Here is a 16,219-nt window from a genome sequence, read left to right on the forward strand (position 1 = left end):
TCCGTCTTCCCAAACCGCCGCGCACGCCATTACATTGTCGCTTATCCATGGGAGCGCTCCCGCGCCTCCACGGTCCACCCCACCACCACCGCCGCGCGGCGGCCCGGGCGGCACGTCCCCGCCGGTTCGGGCCGCCACGCGGCACCCTCCACAGGAGCTCGCCATGCTTCGACCGACCCCGCCGCCGCGCGGTCGCCCGTCCCGCCGGTGGCTCGCCGCCGGCGCAGCGCTGGTGGCCGCGCTGGCCACCGTCGCCCCACTCCCGGCCGCCGCCGCGCCTGCCGCCGCACAGGCCGCGCCCGCCTTCAACTACGCCGAGGCGTTGCAGAAGTCGCTGTTCTTCTACGAGGCGCAGCAGTCCGGCCGCAAGCCTTCCTGGAACCGGGTCTCCTGGCGCGGCGACTCGGGGCTCACCGACGGGGCCGACGTCGGCGTCGACCTGACCGGCGGCTGGTACGACGCCGGCGACCACGTGAAGTTCGGCTTCCCGATGGCGTTCAGCGCCACCATGCTCGCCTGGGGCGCGGTCGAGTACCGCGACGGGTACGTCGCCTCCGGCCAGCTGACGCACCTGCTCAACAACCTGCGCTTCGTCAACGACTACTTCGTCAAGGCGCACCCCGCGCCGAACGTCCTCTACGGCCAGGTGGGCAAGGGCGACGACGACCACAAGTGGTGGGGTCCGGCCGAGGTGATGCCGATGGCGCGGCCCGCGTACAAGATCGACGCGAGCTGCGGCGGTGCGGACCTGGCGGGGGAGACGGCGGCCGCGATGGCCGCCTCGTCCCTGGTGTTCCGGCCCACCGACGCCGCCTACGCGGACAAACTGCTCGGCCACGCCAAGCAGCTCTACACGTTCGCCGACACGGTGCGGAAGAGCTACAGCGAGTGCATCACCGACGCGGCGTCGTTCTACAAGTCGTGGAGTGGCTACCAGGACGAGTTGGTCTGGGGCGCGATCTGGCTCTACCGGGCCACCGGCGACGCCACCTACCTGGCCAAGGCCGAGAGCGAGTACGACCGGCTCGGCACCGAGCCGCAGTCCACCACCCGCTCCTACAAGTGGACCATCGCCTGGGACAACAAGCAGTTCGGCGCGTACGTGCTGCTGGCCAACCTGACCGGCAAGCAGAAGTACGTCGACGACGCCAACCGGTGGCTCGACTACTGGACCGTCGGCGTCAACGGCCAGAAGGTGCCGTACTCGCCGGGCGGGATGGCGGTGCTCGACTCCTGGGGCGCGTTGCGCTACGCCGCCAACACCGCGTTCGCCGCGCTGGTCTACAGCGACCGGACCACCGACGCCACGCGCAAGACGCGCTACCACGACTTCGCCGTCCGGCAGGTCGACTACGCGCTCGGCGACAACCCGCGTAACTCCAGCTACATGATCGGGTTCGGGGCGAACTCGCCGAAGAACCCGCACCACCGCACCGCGCACGGCTCCTGGTGGGACAGCCAGACCGTGCCCACCGAGACCCGGCACGTGCTCTACGGCGCGCTGGTCGGCGGCCCGTCGGCGGCCAACGACGCGTACACCGACAGCCGGTCGGACTACGTGATGAACGAGGTGGCCACCGACTACAACGCCGGCTTCACCTCCGCGCTGGCCAGGCTGACCAACGAGTACGGCGGCAGCCCGCGCGCCGGCTTCCCGTCGGCCGAGACGCCCGACATGGACGAGCTGACCGTGGAGACCACGGTCATGCAGGCCGAGCCGCGGGCCACCGGGCTGAAGGCGATCATCTACAACAAGTCGGCGTTCCCGGCCCGGGCGCTGACCACCGGCAAGTTCCGCTACTACTTCCGGCCCGACGGCTCCGGCCCGGTCACGGTCACGCCCGGCTACACCCAGGGCTGCCCGTCGCCGTCGACCGCCAAGCAGTTCTCCGGCGACATCTGGTACGTCGAGGTCGACTGCACCGGTTACACCATCGCCCCGGCCGGGCAGTCGCAGCACCGGATGGAGGTCCAGTTCAAGATCGGCGTGCCGGAGGGCGGCACCTGGGACCCGACGAACGACCCGTCGTACCAGGCCACCGCCGGGCCGAACCGCAAGGTGCCGTTGTACTCCGGCGGCGTACGCGTCTGGGGCGAGGAGCCCGGCCCGGCCACTCCGGACACCACCGCGCCGAGCGTCCCCGGCACCCCGGTCGCCTCCGCCGTCACGTCCACCGGCCTCACCCTGACCTGGCCCGCCTCCACCGACACCGGTGGCAGCGGCCTGGCCGGCTACGAGGTCACCCGTACCTCGGCTGGCGCCGACCCGGTTGTCACCGCCTCGACCGGGGCCACCCTCGCCGTGACCGGGCTGGCCCCGGAGCGGACGTACCAGTTCACCGTGCGCGCGCTCGACGGCGCCGGCAACCGGTCCGCGTCGTCGGCGGCGCTGACCGTCACCACGCCGGCCGCCCCGGCGCCGGACACCACCCCGCCGACCGCGCCCGGCACGCCCACCGCCTCCGCGGTCGGCCCGACCGGCCTGACGCTGACCTGGGGCCCGGCCACCGACGCCGTCGGCGTCACTGGCTACCGCGTCTACCGGGGCGGGACCGTCCTGGTCGGCTCCGCCACCGGCACCACGCTGACGGTGACCGGGTTGACCGCCTCCACCGCGTACACCTTCACCGTGGTCGCGGTGGACGCGGCCGGTAACGTCTCGCCGGCCTCGCCGCCGGTCACGGTCACCACCACGGCGCCGCCGACCGGCGGCGGCTGCGCGGTGACCTGGACGGCGAACACCTGGGACACCGGGTTCACCGCGAACATCACCGTCGCCAACACCGGCACCACGGCGATCAACGGCTGGACGCTGGCCTTCACGTTCCCGAGCGGCGGGCAGAAGGTCGGGCAGGCCTGGTCGGCGAACGTCACCCAGACCGGGGCGGCGGTGACCGCGTCGAACCTGTCCTACAACGGAACCCTCGCCCCGGGCGCGTCGACGAGCTTCGGCTTCAACGGCACCCACACCGGCACCAACCCGAGGCCGTCGGCCTTCACCCTCAACGGGGTCGCCTGCGCCGTTTCCTGAGCGCCGGGCCGGCGGGCGTGGTCGGTCACCGTACCCGGGTGGCCGACCACGCCACGCCGCCTCTCCCGCGGCGCGGGACCGGGGGCCCGGGCACACGTTTCCGAAACTTTTCCGAAACCTGTTGTCCCGGACCGGGACTCGATGTAAGCATCGATGTTGATCGATCTCTAACCAGGGCGTCCGGTCGTAGGCACTCCGACGGCCCGGGTGCGGGCCAGTGAGGAGGCCAAGGTGGCAATCAGCCCATCCGTTCCCGGTGGCGGGAACAGGCGGCGGCGGTCGCCCGCCGTCAGAGCGCTGCTCGCCGGCGTGGTCGGCGTCGTGACCACCGCCGCGGTCGCGGTCGTGATGCCGTCGGCGAACGCCGCGGCGAGCACGCTCGGTGCGGCGGCGGCGCAGTCGGGTCGCTACTTCGGCACGGCGATCGCGGCGAACCGGTTGAACGACTCGACGTACAGCACGATCGCGGCGCGTGAGTTCAACATGATCACGGCTGAGAACGAGATGAAGCCGGACGCGACGCAGCCGCAGCGGGGTCAGTTCAATTTCTCCGCCGGGGACCAGATCTACAACTGGGCGACGCAGCGTGGCCTGAAGGTTCGAGGTCACACTCTCGCGTGGCACGCGCAGCAGCCGGGTTGGATGCAGAGTCTCAGTGGCGGGAACCTGCGTCAGGCGATGATCGATCACATCAACGGGGTGATGGGTCACTACCGGGGCAAGCTGGCCGCGTGGGACGTGGTGAACGAGGCGTTCAACGAGGACGGCAGTCGCCGTAACTCCAACCTGCAGGGCACCGGAAACGACTGGATCGAGGTGGCGTTCCGCACCGCGCGGGCGGCCGACCCGTCGGCGAAGCTGTGCTACAACGACTACAACATCGAGAACTGGTCCTACGGCAAGACGCAGGGTGTCTACCGGATGGTCCAGGACTTCAAGTCCCGGGGCGTGCCGATCGACTGCGTCGGGTTGCAGACCCACTTCACCGGCGGCAGCTCCCTGCCGGGCAACTTCCAGACCACACTGTCCAGCTTCGCCGCGCTCGGCGTCGACGTGGCGCTGACCGAGGTCGACGTCACCAACGCCTCCACCTCGCAGTACGCCGGGTTGACCCAGGCGTGCATGAACGTGCCGCGCTGCATCGGCATCACCGTGTGGGGCGTGCGCGACAGCGACTCCTGGCGCTCGAACGAGAACCCGCTGCTGTTCGACGGCGGCGGCAACAAGAAGGCCGCGTACACCTCGGTCCTCAACGCCCTCAACGCCGCCGCCCCGACCTCCGGGCCGACCACGACGCCGACCACGGCACCGCCGCCCAGCGGTGGCGCCGGCCGGATCGTCGGAGCGCAGTCGGGCCGGTGCGTCGACGTGCCCAACGCCACCCAGACCAACGGCACCCGCGTCCAGCTCTGGGACTGCAACGGCCAGTCGAACCAGCAGTGGACGTACACCGCCGGCAAGCAGTTGATGGTCTACGGCAGCAAGTGCCTCGACGCGAACGGCGCGGCCACCGGGAACGGCACCGCCATCATCATCTGGGACTGCAACGGCCAGTCGAACCAGCAGTGGAACGTCAACGCCAACGGCACCATCAGCGGTGTGCAGTCCGGCCGGTGCCTGGACGTCTGGGGCACCGGCAACGGCCAGCAGATCCAGCTCTACGACTGCCACGGGCAGGCCAACCAGCAGTGGCGGACCGACTTCGGTGGTGGCACCTCGCCGTCCCCGACCACGCCGCCGCCGACCACGACGCCGCCGCCGGGCGGGTGTGCGCTCCCGTCGACCTACCGGTGGTCGTCGACCGGCGCGCTGACCAACCCGCAGAACGGCTGGGTCTCGCTCAAGGACTTCACCAACGTGGTCTACAACGGCAAGCACCTCGTCTACGGGTCGAACGTCAACAGCAGCGGCCAGTACGGCTCGATGAACTTCAGCCTGTTCACGAACTGGTCCGACATGGCCTCGGCCAGTCAGACCGGAATGAGCCAGGGCACGGTGGCGCCCACGCTGCTCTACTTCGCGCCGAAGAACATCTGGGTGCTGGCGTACCAGTGGGGACCGACCTCGTTCAGCTACAAGACGTCGAGCGACCCGACGAACGCCAACGGCTGGTCCTCGGCGCAGACGCTCTCCACCGCCACGCTCCCCGACGCCCCGTACGGCGTGATCGACCAGACGCTCATCGGCGACGACCAGAACATGTACCTGTTCTTCGCCGGGGACAACGGCAAGATCTACCGGTCGAGCATGCCGCTCGGGAACTTCCCGGGCAGCTTCGGTTCGAGCTACACGACGATCATGACCGACTCGACCAACAACCTGTTCGAGGGCGTCGAGGTCTACAAGGTGGCGGGCCAGAACCAGTACCTCATGATCGTCGAGGCGATCGGGAGCCAGGGACGCTACTTCCGGTCGTTCACGTCCAGCAGCCTGAACGGCACGTGGACCCCGCAGGCCGCCAGCGAGAGCAACCCGTTCGCCGGCAAGGCCAACAGCGGCGCGACCTGGACCAACGACATCAGCCACGGTGACCTGGTCCGCACCAACCCCGACCAGACCAAGACCGTCGACGCCTGCAACCTCCAGTTCCTCTACCAGGGCAAGAACCCGAGTGCGGGAGGCGACTACAACCTGCTGCCGTGGCGGCCGGCGGTGCTGACCCTCCAGCGCTAGGCGCCACACCGTTCGAGGAAAGCGTGCCCGGCACCCGTGCGGTGCCGGGCACGCCGTCACCGGACCGCCGGGCTGACTCAGCCGGGCAGGTCCTCGGCGAGCAGGTCCATCAGCAGCGCGTCGTGCCAGCGCCCGTCCACGCCGCGCTCGTAACGGCGCATGATGCCCACCGGGCGGAACCCCACCTTCGCGTACGCCCGGATCGCCGCCGTGTTCGCCGCCGCCGGGTCGATGGTGAACCGGTGGTGGCCGTACTCGTCGACCAGGTGCCGGGCCAGCGTGCGGACGGCGTCCCCGCCCAGCCCGGCGCCGCGCGCCGCCGGGTCGAGGAAGATGTCCAGGCTGGCGTGGCGGTAGTCCGGGTCGGTCTCGGCATACCACTGGATCGCGCCGACCAACCGGCCCTCGTGCTCGATCGCGTAGACGGCGAGCGCCTCGTCGGCCAGGTCGGCGCGGACCGCCCCGGCCAGGTCGTCGCCGCCGCGCCACCAGCGGCGCACCTCCGGGGTCGCCCGGATCGCGGCCAGCGCGGGCACGTCGGCGTCCGTCGCCGGCCGCAGCGTCACCGCCCGTCCCCGCAGCACGCCTCAGCCCCGCCGCTCGCCGTGCTCGACGCAGACCGCCGACCAGCCGGTCGGCACGACCTGCACCTTCATCCGCCGCCGGCAGGACGCGCACCAGCGCGGCGGCTCCAGCGCCCGGGCCGCCGCGCACGCCGGGTGCGGCCCGGCCGCCACCGACTCGCCGCACCTGTCGCACCAGAGCACGGCGGGGAGGGCCGTGACGGGGGAGAGTTCGGTCACCGCTGCCTCACAGGGTCGCCGAGAGCGCCTTCACCGGCATCTTCAGGTCGTCCAGCAGCTTCAGGTCGTCGGTCGCCGGCCGACCCAGCGTGGTCAGGTAGTTGCCGACGATGACCGCGTTGATGCCGCCGAGCAGGCCGTCGCGGGTGCCGAGGTCACCGAGGGTGAGTTCACGGCCGCCCGCGTAGCGCAGGATGGTGCGCGGCATGGCCAGCCGGAACGCGGCGATGGCCCGCAGCGCGTCCTTGCCCTCGACCGTCGGACGGTCACCCAGCGGCGTGCCCGGTCGCGGGTTGAGGAAGTTCAGCGGCACCTCGTGCGGGTCCAGCTCGGCGAGCTGGGCGGCGAACTCGGCGCGCTGCTCGACCGTCTCGCCGAGCCCGAGGATGCCGCCGCAGCAGACCTCCATGCCGGACTCGCGGACCATCCGCAGCGTCTCCCAGCGCTCCTCCCACGAGTGCGTGGTGACCACGTTGGGGAAGTAGGAGCGGCAGGTCTCCAGGTTGTGGTTGTAGCGGTGCACGCCCATCTCGACCAGCTCGTCGACCTGCTCCTGGGTGAGCATGCCGAGCGAGGCGGCGACCTGGATGTCGACGGCGGCGCGGATGGCGGCCACGCCCTCGCGCATCTGCGTCATCAGCCGGGCGTCCGGGCCGCGCACGGCGGCCACGATGCAGAACTCGGTCGCACCGGTCGCCGCGGTCTGCTTGGCGGCCTCGACCAGCGCCGGGATGTCCAGCCAGACCGAACGCACCGGCGAGGTGAACAGGCCGGACTGGGAGCAGAAGTGGCAGTCCTCGGGGCAGCCGCCGGTCTTCAGCGAGACGATGCCCTCGACCTCGACCTCCGGGCCGCACCACCGCATCCGGACCTCGTGGGCGAGCTGGAGGGCGGCGGGCAGGTGCTCGTCGGGCAGGTTCAGCACGGCGAGGATGCCGGCCTCGTCGAGGCCGACGCCGTTCTCCAGCACCCGGGTCCGGGCCTGGTCGAGGATCTCTGGCATGGCTCGTAACCTAACAGGCCGCCGAGACACCGGGAAACCGCTGGCGAGCCGGGACCGCGCCACGCCGGGGCGGTCCGCCCGGGTGGTAACTTCGCCCCGCGGAAGCGCCCGGCGGGGCGGGGAGTCGGCGGGAGGGGACGGCAGGTGGCGGACTGGCTGGCGGCCCTGGACCGCCGGGCCGAGCTGCGGGCCCGGGCCGGTCTGACCCGCACGCTGCGCCCGCGGGCCGCCGACGACGCCGTGGTCGACCTGGCCGGCAACGACTACCTCGGCCTGGCCACCCACCCGCAGGTCACCGCCGCCGCCGCGCGGGCCCTGTCCGGGTACGGGCTGGGCGCCACCGGGTCGCGCCTGGTGCGCGGCTCCACCGACCTGCACCACGCGCTGGAGGACGACCTGGCCGGCTGGCTCGGTGTCGACCGGGCGCTGGTGTTCTCCTCCGGCTACCTGGCCAACCTCGCCGCGGTTCGGGGCCTGACGCAGCCGCGTACGCTGCTCGTCTCCGACGCCCACAACCACGCCTCGCTGATCGACGGCTGCCGCATCTCCGGCGCGGAGACGGTGGTGACGCCGCACGCGGACGTGGCGGCGGTGGAGGCGGCGCTGGCCGCCGCGCCGGGCCGACCGGCGGTGGTGGTGACCGAGTCGGTCTTCTCGGTCGACGGCGACCTGGCCCCGCTCGCGCGGCTGCACGCGGTGGCCCGCCGGCACGGCGCGCTGCTGCTGGTCGACGACGCGCACGCGCTCGGCGTCACCGGTCCGGCCGGGGCCGGCGGGGTGGCCGCCGCCGGGCTGGCCGGCGCGCCGGACGTGGTGGTCACGGCGACGCTGTCCAAGGCGCTCGGCGGGGCGGGCGGCGTGGTCGCCGGGCCGGCCGAGTTCGTCCGGCACCTGGTGGAGACCGGACGCACGTTCATCTTCGACACCGCGCTGCCGCCGGCGGTGGCGGCCGGGGTACGCGCCGCGGTGCGGCTGGCCCGTGCCGGGGACGCGCTCCGCGCCGAGCTGGCCGACCGGGCTGCGCTCGCGGTGCGGGTGCTGGGCGCGGCGGGACTGTCGGTCTCCGCCCCGGACGCGGCGGTGGTGTCGGTGACCGCGCCCGGCCCGGAGGCGGCCACCGCCTGGGCCGCCGCCTGCCGCGACCGGGGTGTGGCGGTCGGCTGCTTCCGACCCCCGTCCACGCCGGACAGCCGGTCCCGGCTGCGGCTGACCATCGGCGCCGCTGTGGACCGGGCCGACTTCGCCCGGGCCCTGGACGTGATCGTGGCGTGTGCGCGGGAGGTCTCATGAGCGACGGCTGGACCGGACCGGTGCTGGTGACCGGCACGGACACCGAGATCGGCAAGACCGTGGTGACCGCGGCCGTCGCCGCCGCCGCGCAGGCCGCCGGCCTGCGGGTGGCGGTGGTCAAGCCCGGCCAGACCGGTACGGCCACCGGTGAGCCCGGCGACGTCGACTCGGTGACCCGGCTGGCCGCCCCGCTCACCGGCCGGACGCTGGCCAGCTACCCGGACCCGCTCGCCCCGCTCGCCGCCGCCCGGGTCGCCGAGCTGCCGCCGCTGGAGCTCTACACCGCGGTCGACGCGATCCGCGAGGAGGCCGACAAGCACGACCTGGTGCTGGTCGAGGGTGCCGGCGGGCTGCTCGTGCCGATGGGGTTGCGTCCGTCCGGCGAGCCCTGGACGGTGGCCGACCTGGCCGTGTCCCTGGGCGCGCCGGCGGTGGTGGTGACCCGGGCCGGGCTGGGCACGCTCAACCACACCGCGCTGACGCTGGAGGCGTTGGAGCGGCGGGCCGTCCCGGCCGGCGTGGTGATCGGCGCCTGGCCGGCGGAGCCGGAGCTGGTGCACTGGCTCAACCTGTCCGAACTGGTGCCGAACCTGCTCGGCGCGGTCCCGGCCGGTGCCGGCGGCATGGACCCGGGCGTGTTCCGCCGGTCCGCCCCCGGGTGGCTCACCCCCGCCCTCTACGGGGTGCTCGACGACTGGCGGGCGTGGGCCGAGGAGACCTGACCTGCGTAAGGAAGGGCCCCTTCTTAACGCCTCCGGTAGAGGAAGGGCCCCCTTTTAACACTGCGCGGTCAGGCGCGGAACGCCGGGCGGTCAGGCGCGGCGGACCACGAACGCGTCCGGCATCCGGAAGGTGAGGTTGTCCGGGCACCACGGTGGACGGACCACTGTCACGCCGTCGAGCAGCGGCGTGGCCTCGGCGACCACCACGGCGGCCTCCATCCGGGCCAGTTGCGCGCCGACGCAGCGGTGCGGGCCGGCGCCGAACGCCAGGTGCCGCCGCGAGCCGGGCTGCCCGGGGCGGAACTCGCCGGGCGCGTCGACCACGGCTGGGTCCCGGCCGGCCCGGGCCAGCCAGGCCACCACGCTGGTGCCCGCCGCCACCGGCGTCCCGCCCAGCGTGGTGTCGACGGCGGCCACCCGCCGCCAGGTGACGATCGGCGGCTCCAGCCGCAGCCCCTCCTCGACCACGTCGTCCACGCCGATCTCACCGGCGCGCAGCCCGGCCCGTACCGCCGGCTCGCCGGTGAGCCGGTGCAGCAGCAGGGTGAGGAACTGCGAGGTGGTCTCCTGGCCGGCGACGAGCAGGAAGAACAGCGCGCCGACCACCACGTCGGGGGAGTGCCCGGCGGCACGCAGGCGCGCGGCGAGCCCGCCCCCGGTGGCGGCGAACCCGCGCAGCACGGTGTGGAACCGGCCCACCTCGGCGGCCAGCGCGAGCTGCCGGGCGGGGTCCAGCGGCGCCCAGAACAGCTCCAGCGCGGCCCGGGCGAAGTCCTTGACCGCGCCGACCGGCGCGTCCGGCAGCTCGACCAGCCGGGCCAGCACCAACAGCGGCAGGTCGGCGGCGAGATCGGCGTACAGGTCGACCGGCCGGCCGGCGTCGAGCGCGGCCGTCAGCCCGGCCACCCGCTCGCGGACCAGCGCGGTCAGCCACTGACGTTGGGCGGCCACCCGCTGCGGGTGCAGCGCGTCGGCGACGATGCCCCGGATCTCCGGATGGCTGGCGCCGCCGTTGTTCGCCAGTGTCGGCGGCAACCGGAACCGGTGCCCGGCGAGCACCCGCAGCGCGGCCACCGGGATCGGGGTCACCGCGTCGAGCGCGTTGTCCGGCCGGAACGTCACCGGGTCGGCGAGCACCCGGCGCACCAGCGCGTGCCGGGTCACCACGAGGTGCGGCACGCCGACGTGGTCGACCACGGTGGCCAGGTCCGGCCACGGTCCGTCGACGGACCTCCCCCAGCCCCGGAACAGCACGCGCCGACGCTACCGGCGCGCTCCCGGCGGGTTCGGGTCCAGCTCCCAGACGGTGGTGCGCTTCACCCGTACGCTCTCCAGCGCCTCGGACACCGGCACGTCGTACGCGGCCAGTTCGTGGAAGCGCTCGCGGGGCAGGAACGCCCGGCCCGGGTCGCCCACCAGCACCCGCGCGCCGGCCCGGGCGGCCCGGAGCAGGAAGCGCAGCATCCGGCGGGCCATCGCCTCGCTGTAGAAGACGTCCCCGGCCAGCACCACCTCGGCGTCGCCGGCGTCGGAGTCGAGGATGTCGCCGAGTTCGGCGTCGACGCGTACCCCGTTGGCCTCGGCGTTGAGCGCGACGGCCGCGACGGCCCGCTCGTCCACCTCGACCGCCCGGACGGCGGCCGCGCCGGCCCGCGCGGCGGCGATGGCGACCAGGCCGGAGCCGGAGGCCAGGTCGAGGACCCGGCGGCCGGCGACCAGTTCGGGGTGGTCGGTCACGTAGCGGGCCAGGCCCTGGCCGCCAGCCCAGGCGAAGGCCCAGAACGGCGGCGGCTGGGCGCTGTGGAACTCGCCCTCGGTCAGCTCCCAGAGGCCGATCGGCTCGTCGGCCTGGTGCAACCGCACCTCGGGGACGAAGGCGACCGGCGCCAGGCGGGCGTGCAGGCGGACGAACGCGGCGGACAGCTCGGACACCGACCGATTGTGTCCCACCGCGGTCGACGCGCCGATCCCGGGCGTGTCGCCGGTCGGCGGTGACCGGTTCACCACCCTCGGTGAAAGGGGCCCCCGATGTTGACGACCGGTGCGAACACGCCCGTCTACCGGGCGGCCGGGCCCGCTCCTAGCGTTGCGGGTGGATACGACCGAGGTGAGGGAGGCGTGGTGAGCGGGTGGCGGCACGCGCTGCGGATCGGGCTGGTGCTGACCTGTCTGGCGGGAGCCGGCTACGGCGGGGCGGCGCCGGCACGGGCGGCGGCCGCGTTCTCCACGGAGTTGAGCGGCCTGCCCGACGAGTTCACCGCCGGCGACCGGGTGGAGACGCTCTCCGCTGTGGTGTCCCGGTCCGACCGGGGCGCCCGCTCGGAGTGCGTCAAGGTGCGCTGGTCGATGCTGCTGCGGGTGGACGGCCTGCGGCTGGACCAGGTGAAGGTGGACCGGGTCGAGGAGACCGGCTCGTTCCCGCTGGAGATCCGCGCCGACGGTGACACCGCCCGGCTGACCGACCGGGAACTGGACCCGGGGGTGCTCTGTCCGGGGCGCACGGTGACCGCCCGCTACCGGGTGGCCTTCGCCGAGGATGTCGGGCGCGGCCGGGTCAGCTTCGCCGCGGAGGCGTACGACCCGCAGTCGCGGCTGCTGGCCCGGCGGACCGCCTCGCGCGAGGTGGTGGGCGAGGCGGCCGAGCCGACGCCCGAGCCGACCCCGACGGGCGCCGAGCCGACCGACCCGGCCGGCGAGGAGCCGGCCACCGAGGAGGCGGTGACGGAGGAGCCGACCGACGCGGCGGTGGTCGAGCCGCCACCGTCGGGCGCGGCCGGCCGTCCGGTCGCCGCCACCGGTGGGTTCGGTGTGGTGCAGGCCGCCTTCCTGCTCGGTGGCCTGCTGCTCTTCCTCGGGGCCGGACTTCTGCTGCGGATGCGCCGCCTGCTGCGTACCGCCGACGGGGTGGAGGAGGACCTGCCGCCGTCGTTCGAGCGGCGGCGGACCCGGCGACGCTGGCGCTGACCGGCCTCAGCCGGACGCCGCCGCCCCGGCGTACGCGGGCGCGCCGACGGTCGCCGCCGGCCGCAGCGACAACACCGTGCCCAGCCCTTCGACCTCCTGCCGCTCGACGGCGAACTCCGCGGCCAGCGACCGACCGAGGTACGTCAGGGTGTCCGCGTCGGTGGCGCACATCTGCGGCGCGCTCGCGTCGGTGGCGACCAGGTGCACCTCGCCGGCCAGCAGCAGCGACGAGTTGACGAACTGGCACAGCTCCGGCCAGAGCAGGTAGCGCCAGAAGTCCACGCTGACCACCGCGTCGAGGCTGCCCGGCGGGAGCGGCGGCGCGAGGCCGATCAGGTGGAAGTTGGTCGGGCCGACGGGCGCGGCGTAGTCGAAGGTCACCGCGGACGCGCTCAGTGCGGCGTCGGCGGACCCGGTGCCCACCCAGAGCACCCGGGGGCCGGGGAGCCGGTCGGCGAGCCGGGCCACGGCGGGTCCGATCGCGCAGGTCGACCGTTCGACGCAGGCGCGCACCAGCGAGCGGAAGTGCAGGATCCGCTTGACCGCCTCGGGGCCGACGATGACGCTGAGGAACTCCCACTCCAGGCACGGGTAGAGCGCGGTGATCGAGCGCGTGTTCGCCATCATCTCGGCCCAGTTGCGACCCATGTTGCGGTGGTGCGGCAGGTGGACGACGCGGGCGTCGTCGTCGTACCCGAAGCTCGCCCCGGCCCGGTCCACCCGGTAGAACAGCTCGATGTCCTCCATGCCGTAGCTCAGCGCGAACTCCTCGCGGAAGCCGCCGACCCGGTCGAACAGCTCCCGGCTCAGCGAGATGTTGTGGGTGTACGCGACGGTCCAGCCCACCTCCAGCCAGTCCCGCCGCTGGTCCGGCACGCCGTCGGGAGGGAACCGCATGTCGCCGCCGTGCGGGGAGAGGCGGGGGATCGCGGCCGGGTCGTCGCGCAGCACGGCGGGCAGGTGCGCCAGCCCGATGTCGTCCCGGCGCCCGATCAGCACCTCCGGGTGGCCCGGCTCCCGGTGGTGGGCCAGGTGCCGTTCCAGCAGGTCGGGCAGGGACCAGGAGTCGGCGTCGAGGAAGACGAGCAGCGGCGCGGCGGCGTGCCGGACGCCCTCGTTGCGCACGCCCGCGCGGCCGCGTCGCTCGGCGAGTTCCACCAGCCGCAGGCGCAGGCCCGCGCCGGCGGCCAGCGCCTCCGGGTAGCCGTCGGGGGATCCGCCGTCGCGCACCACGACGACCTCGAAGCGGTCCGGCGGAAGGGTCTGGCGGGTCAGCGCCCGCAGGGTCAGCTCCAGGCAGTGCGGGTCCTGGAAGGTCGGCATCACCACGCTCAGCTCGGGGGTGCCGGTGGTCTGCAGCGACATGCGTTCGGTCTCCGTTCGTCGGACCGCGGCGGGCGTGCGCCGCCGGGCCACGGGCGCGGCGGGTGCGTTGCGGGCCGCCGGCGCGGGCGTGCGGGAAGGACCGGCCGTGGGGTGGGGCCGGGAGCGCTCTCCGGGATGGTCCGACGATAACCGTACGCATAGTTAACCGTCACTGAAGGTAGGGGTCGCTAGGGGTGATCCGCTTTACAAAAAACTCACCCTTGTAAAAGTGCGTGACGGCTGCCACAGTCGGTTCAGGAGTCGACCGATCGGAGTCCGTTGATGCGCACCGACACCGTTCCGTGGCGGGACACCCGCAAGCCGCTCTGGCCGCTGGCCCTGCTCGTCCCGGTCCTGCCGTTCGTGGCCTGGTCGGTCTGGCACGCCACGGGGGCGGGGTGGGCCTGGTGGCTCACGCCCGCCGTGGTCTTCGGCCTCATCCCGGTGATCGACCTGCTGATCGGCGACGACCGGGAGAACCCGCCGGACGAGGCGGTGCCGGCGTTGCAGGCGGACGGCTACTACCGCTGGCTCACCTACCTCTACCTGCCCGCCCAGTACGCCGCCCTGGTGCTGTGCTGCGCCGTGTGGGCCCGCGGCGGGCTCTCCTGGTGGGCCGCCGCCGGCCTGGTCGCCACCGTCGGGGTGGTGGACGGCATCGCCATCAACACCGCGCACGAGCTGGGCCACAAGCGGGAGAAGGCGGAGCGCTGGCTGTCCAAGATCGCCCTGGCGCCGACCGGGTACGGGCACTTCTACGTCGAGCACAACCGCGGCCACCACACCCGGGTCGCCACCTGCGAGGACCCGGCCAGCTCACGGCTGGGCGAGTCGTACTGGGCGTTCTGGCCGCGGACGGTCTGGGGCAGCCTGCGCTCGGCCTGGCGGCTGGAGACCGGGCGGTTCCGCCTGCGCGGCCGCAACCCGTGGACGTGGCGCAACGACGTGCTCAACGCCTGGGCCATGACCGTGCTGCTCTACGCCGCGCTGGCGGTGGCGTTCGGCCCCGGCGTGCTGGTCTTCCTGGTCCTCCAGGCGGTGGTCGGCTTCTCCCTGCTGGAGGTGGTCAACTACCTGGAGCACTACGGGCTGGCCCGGCAGCGCACCGCCGCGGGCCGCCACGAGAAGGTGGATCCCCGGCACAGCTGGAACAGCGACCGGACGGTCACCAACGTCTTCCTCTTCCAGCTCCAGCGGCACAGCGACCACCACGCCAACCCGCTGCGCCGCTACCAGACACTGCGCAGCTTCGACGCCTCGCCGCAGCTGCCCGCCGGCTACGCCACCATGGTGGTCGCCGCGCTGGTGCCCCCGCTCTGGCGCCGGATCATGGACCACCGCGTGCTGGCCCACTACGACGGCGACCTCTCCGCCGCCAACGTCCACCCGCCGGCCCGTGCCCGCCTCACCCGCCGCTCCCGGCCGGTGTCCCCTACCGCACCCCCCGCACCCACCCCGCGCCCCCAGGGGTGATCAAGGAGTTCGCGTCCGCGTTCCGGTACGACGCGGGCGCGAACTCCTTGAGCGACGTCTCCCCGGCGGGGAGGGCTCAGTCGAGCTGGCCGGGTTCCAGGCCCAGCTCCCGGGCGGCGACCAGGCGGATCCACTCGGCGATCTGCCGGCGGGTGATCACCCGCTCGTGCACCGCGAGCTGCACCGCCAGGCCGTCCATCACCGCGCTGATCCGCCAGGCGGCGCCGGCCGGGTCGGGACAGTCGAAGGTGCCGTCGGCGACCCCGTCGCTGATCACCGACGCCAGGTCCTGCCGCCACCGCAGGTCCAGCCGGCGGGAGAGCTTCTCCAGCTCCGGCGTCCGCAGCGACTCGGACCAGCCATCGATCCACATGGACCAGGAGGTGGAGCGGCCGGTCGGCGCGTAGAGCCGGAGCATCCGCCGCAGCTTCGCCAACGGTGGGGCGGAGGAGCGGAGCACCGCGTCCAGCCGGGCCAGGTCCTGCTCCACCGCGTACGCGAAGGCCTGCGCGAGCAGCCGGTCCTTCGTCGCGAAGTGGTAGAACACCAGCGCCTGGCTCACCCCGGCGGCCTCGGCCACGTCGGCGGTGCGGGTGTTGGCGAGCCCTCGTTCCGCGATCACCTCGCAGGCCGTGCGCAGCAGCGCGTCCAGGCGGATCTCGGCGGCACGTCTCGTCACGCGGTTACCGTAACCCATCCGAATGACCACGAGGAGTTACCGGAGCGGCCGGTCGGCGGTGGGACAGTCGGATGCCGGACACTCCACCCGCCGGGCTGGATCCGCAGGTGGGCACGCTTCTCGGCCGACTCCGCCGCTGCTTGCCCAGGCTCCTAGGAAGCTCTACGAGAGGTTCGGTGTGCACCGCGCGGACGCGCCGGGAGGGGACCCGATTTG

Annotated in this window: 13 protein-coding genes; 6 read left to right on the plus strand and 7 right to left on the minus strand. The window is 73.4% G+C overall.

Going from position 1 to position 16,219, the window contains the following annotated elements:
- The first annotated feature begins 163 nt into the window (after positions 1–163).
- Positions 164–3,031: a glycoside hydrolase family 9 protein gene (locus O7600_RS27460; protein ID WP_281591291.1), complete on the plus strand. Its 2,868-nt coding sequence runs from the start codon at positions 164–166 to the stop codon at positions 3,029–3,031.
- A gap of 231 nt (positions 3,032–3,262) precedes the next feature.
- Positions 3,263–5,704: a non-reducing end alpha-L-arabinofuranosidase family hydrolase gene (locus O7600_RS27465; protein ID WP_281591292.1), complete on the plus strand. Its 2,442-nt coding sequence runs from the start codon at positions 3,263–3,265 to the stop codon at positions 5,702–5,704.
- 77 nt (positions 5,705–5,781) lie between these two features.
- Here the strand turns inward: O7600_RS27465 and O7600_RS27470 are convergent, their stop codons facing one another.
- The 3 genes from O7600_RS27470 to bioB are packed head-to-tail and all read right to left on the minus strand — an operon-like array spanning position 5,782 to position 7,510.
- The gene (locus tag O7600_RS27470; RefSeq protein ID WP_281591293.1) at positions 5,782–6,288 is read right to left on the minus strand and encodes a GNAT family protein; all 507 of its coding nucleotides are present in this window, start codon (positions 6,286–6,288) and stop codon (positions 5,782–5,784) included.
- A gap of 3 nt (positions 6,289–6,291) precedes the next feature.
- Positions 6,292–6,507 carry a hypothetical protein gene (locus O7600_RS27475; RefSeq protein ID WP_281591294.1) on the minus strand — a complete coding sequence of 72 codons (216 nt, stop codon included), beginning with the start codon at positions 6,505–6,507 and terminating at the stop codon, positions 6,292–6,294.
- Positions 6,508–6,514: 7 nt separating this feature from the next.
- The gene (gene bioB / locus O7600_RS27480; RefSeq protein WP_281591295.1) at positions 6,515–7,510 is read right to left on the minus strand and encodes a biotin synthase BioB; all 996 of its coding nucleotides are present in this window, start codon (positions 7,508–7,510) and stop codon (positions 6,515–6,517) included.
- Positions 7,511–7,654: 144 nt separating this feature from the next.
- Between bioB and O7600_RS27485 the strand changes: the two genes are divergently transcribed.
- Positions 7,655–8,800 (plus strand): 8-amino-7-oxononanoate synthase, encoded by a 1,146-nt coding sequence (locus tag O7600_RS27485; protein WP_281591296.1) that lies wholly within the window; start codon positions 7,655–7,657, stop codon positions 8,798–8,800.
- Positions 8,797–9,522 (plus strand): dethiobiotin synthase, encoded by a 726-nt coding sequence (gene bioD / locus O7600_RS27490; RefSeq protein WP_091579249.1) that lies wholly within the window; start codon positions 8,797–8,799, stop codon positions 9,520–9,522. The genes O7600_RS27485 and bioD overlap by 4 nt, the downstream gene beginning before the upstream one ends.
- Positions 9,523–9,612: 90 nt before the next feature.
- Here the strand turns inward: bioD and O7600_RS27495 are convergent, their stop codons facing one another.
- Positions 9,613–10,776 carry a cytochrome P450 gene (locus tag O7600_RS27495; protein WP_281591297.1) on the minus strand — a complete coding sequence of 388 codons (1,164 nt, stop codon included), beginning with the start codon at positions 10,774–10,776 and terminating at the stop codon, positions 9,613–9,615.
- A 9-nt stretch (positions 10,777–10,785) separates the two neighbouring features.
- Complete coding sequence (locus tag O7600_RS27500; RefSeq protein ID WP_281591298.1) at positions 10,786–11,454, minus strand: 50S ribosomal protein L11 methyltransferase; 669 nt, start codon at positions 11,452–11,454, stop codon at positions 10,786–10,788.
- Positions 11,455–11,643: 189 nt separating this feature from the next.
- On the opposite strand from O7600_RS27500, the gene O7600_RS27505 reads away from it, so the two are divergent.
- Positions 11,644–12,486, plus strand: coding sequence for a hypothetical protein (locus O7600_RS27505; RefSeq protein WP_281591299.1), 843 nt, complete (start codon positions 11,644–11,646; stop codon positions 12,484–12,486).
- A gap of 6 nt (positions 12,487–12,492) precedes the next feature.
- Here O7600_RS27505 and O7600_RS27510 read toward each other — a convergent pair whose 3' ends face one another.
- Positions 12,493–13,851: a glycosyltransferase family 2 protein gene (locus O7600_RS27510; protein WP_281591300.1), complete on the minus strand. Its 1,359-nt coding sequence runs from the start codon at positions 13,849–13,851 to the stop codon at positions 12,493–12,495.
- A 282-nt stretch (positions 13,852–14,133) separates the two neighbouring features.
- On the opposite strand from O7600_RS27510, the gene O7600_RS27515 reads away from it, so the two are divergent.
- A complete protein-coding gene (locus O7600_RS27515; protein ID WP_281591301.1) occupies positions 14,134–15,324 on the plus strand; it encodes an alkane 1-monooxygenase in 1,191 nt (396 codons plus the stop codon).
- Positions 15,325–15,400: 76 nt separating this feature from the next.
- Here the strand turns inward: O7600_RS27515 and O7600_RS27520 are convergent, their stop codons facing one another.
- Positions 15,401–16,003 carry a TetR/AcrR family transcriptional regulator gene (locus O7600_RS27520; RefSeq protein ID WP_281591302.1) on the minus strand — a complete coding sequence of 201 codons (603 nt, stop codon included), beginning with the start codon at positions 16,001–16,003 and terminating at the stop codon, positions 15,401–15,403.
- Positions 16,004–16,219 lie beyond the last annotated feature (216 nt).

This window comes from Micromonospora sp. WMMA1998, assembly GCF_027497375.1.
Classification (GTDB): domain Bacteria; phylum Actinomycetota; class Actinomycetes; order Mycobacteriales; family Micromonosporaceae; genus Micromonospora; species Micromonospora sediminicola.

Bases quoted from the DNA above. Each gene is read 5' to 3' on its own strand.
- bioB (WP_281591295.1), bottom strand. From the start codon at position 7,510: ATGCCAGAGATCCTCGACCAGGCCCGGACCCGGGTGCTGGAGAACGGC.
- bioD (WP_091579249.1), top strand. From the start codon at position 8,797: ATGAGCGACGGCTGGACCGGACCGGTGCTGGTGACCGGCACGGACACC.
- O7600_RS27460 (WP_281591291.1), top strand. From the start codon at position 164: ATGCTTCGACCGACCCCGCCGCCGCGCGGTCGCCCGTCCCGCCGGTGG.
- O7600_RS27515 (WP_281591301.1), top strand. From the start codon at position 14,134: ATGCGCACCGACACCGTTCCGTGGCGGGACACCCGCAAGCCGCTCTGG.
- O7600_RS27510 (WP_281591300.1), bottom strand. From the start codon at position 13,851: ATGTCGCTGCAGACCACCGGCACCCCCGAGCTGAGCGTGGTGATGCCG.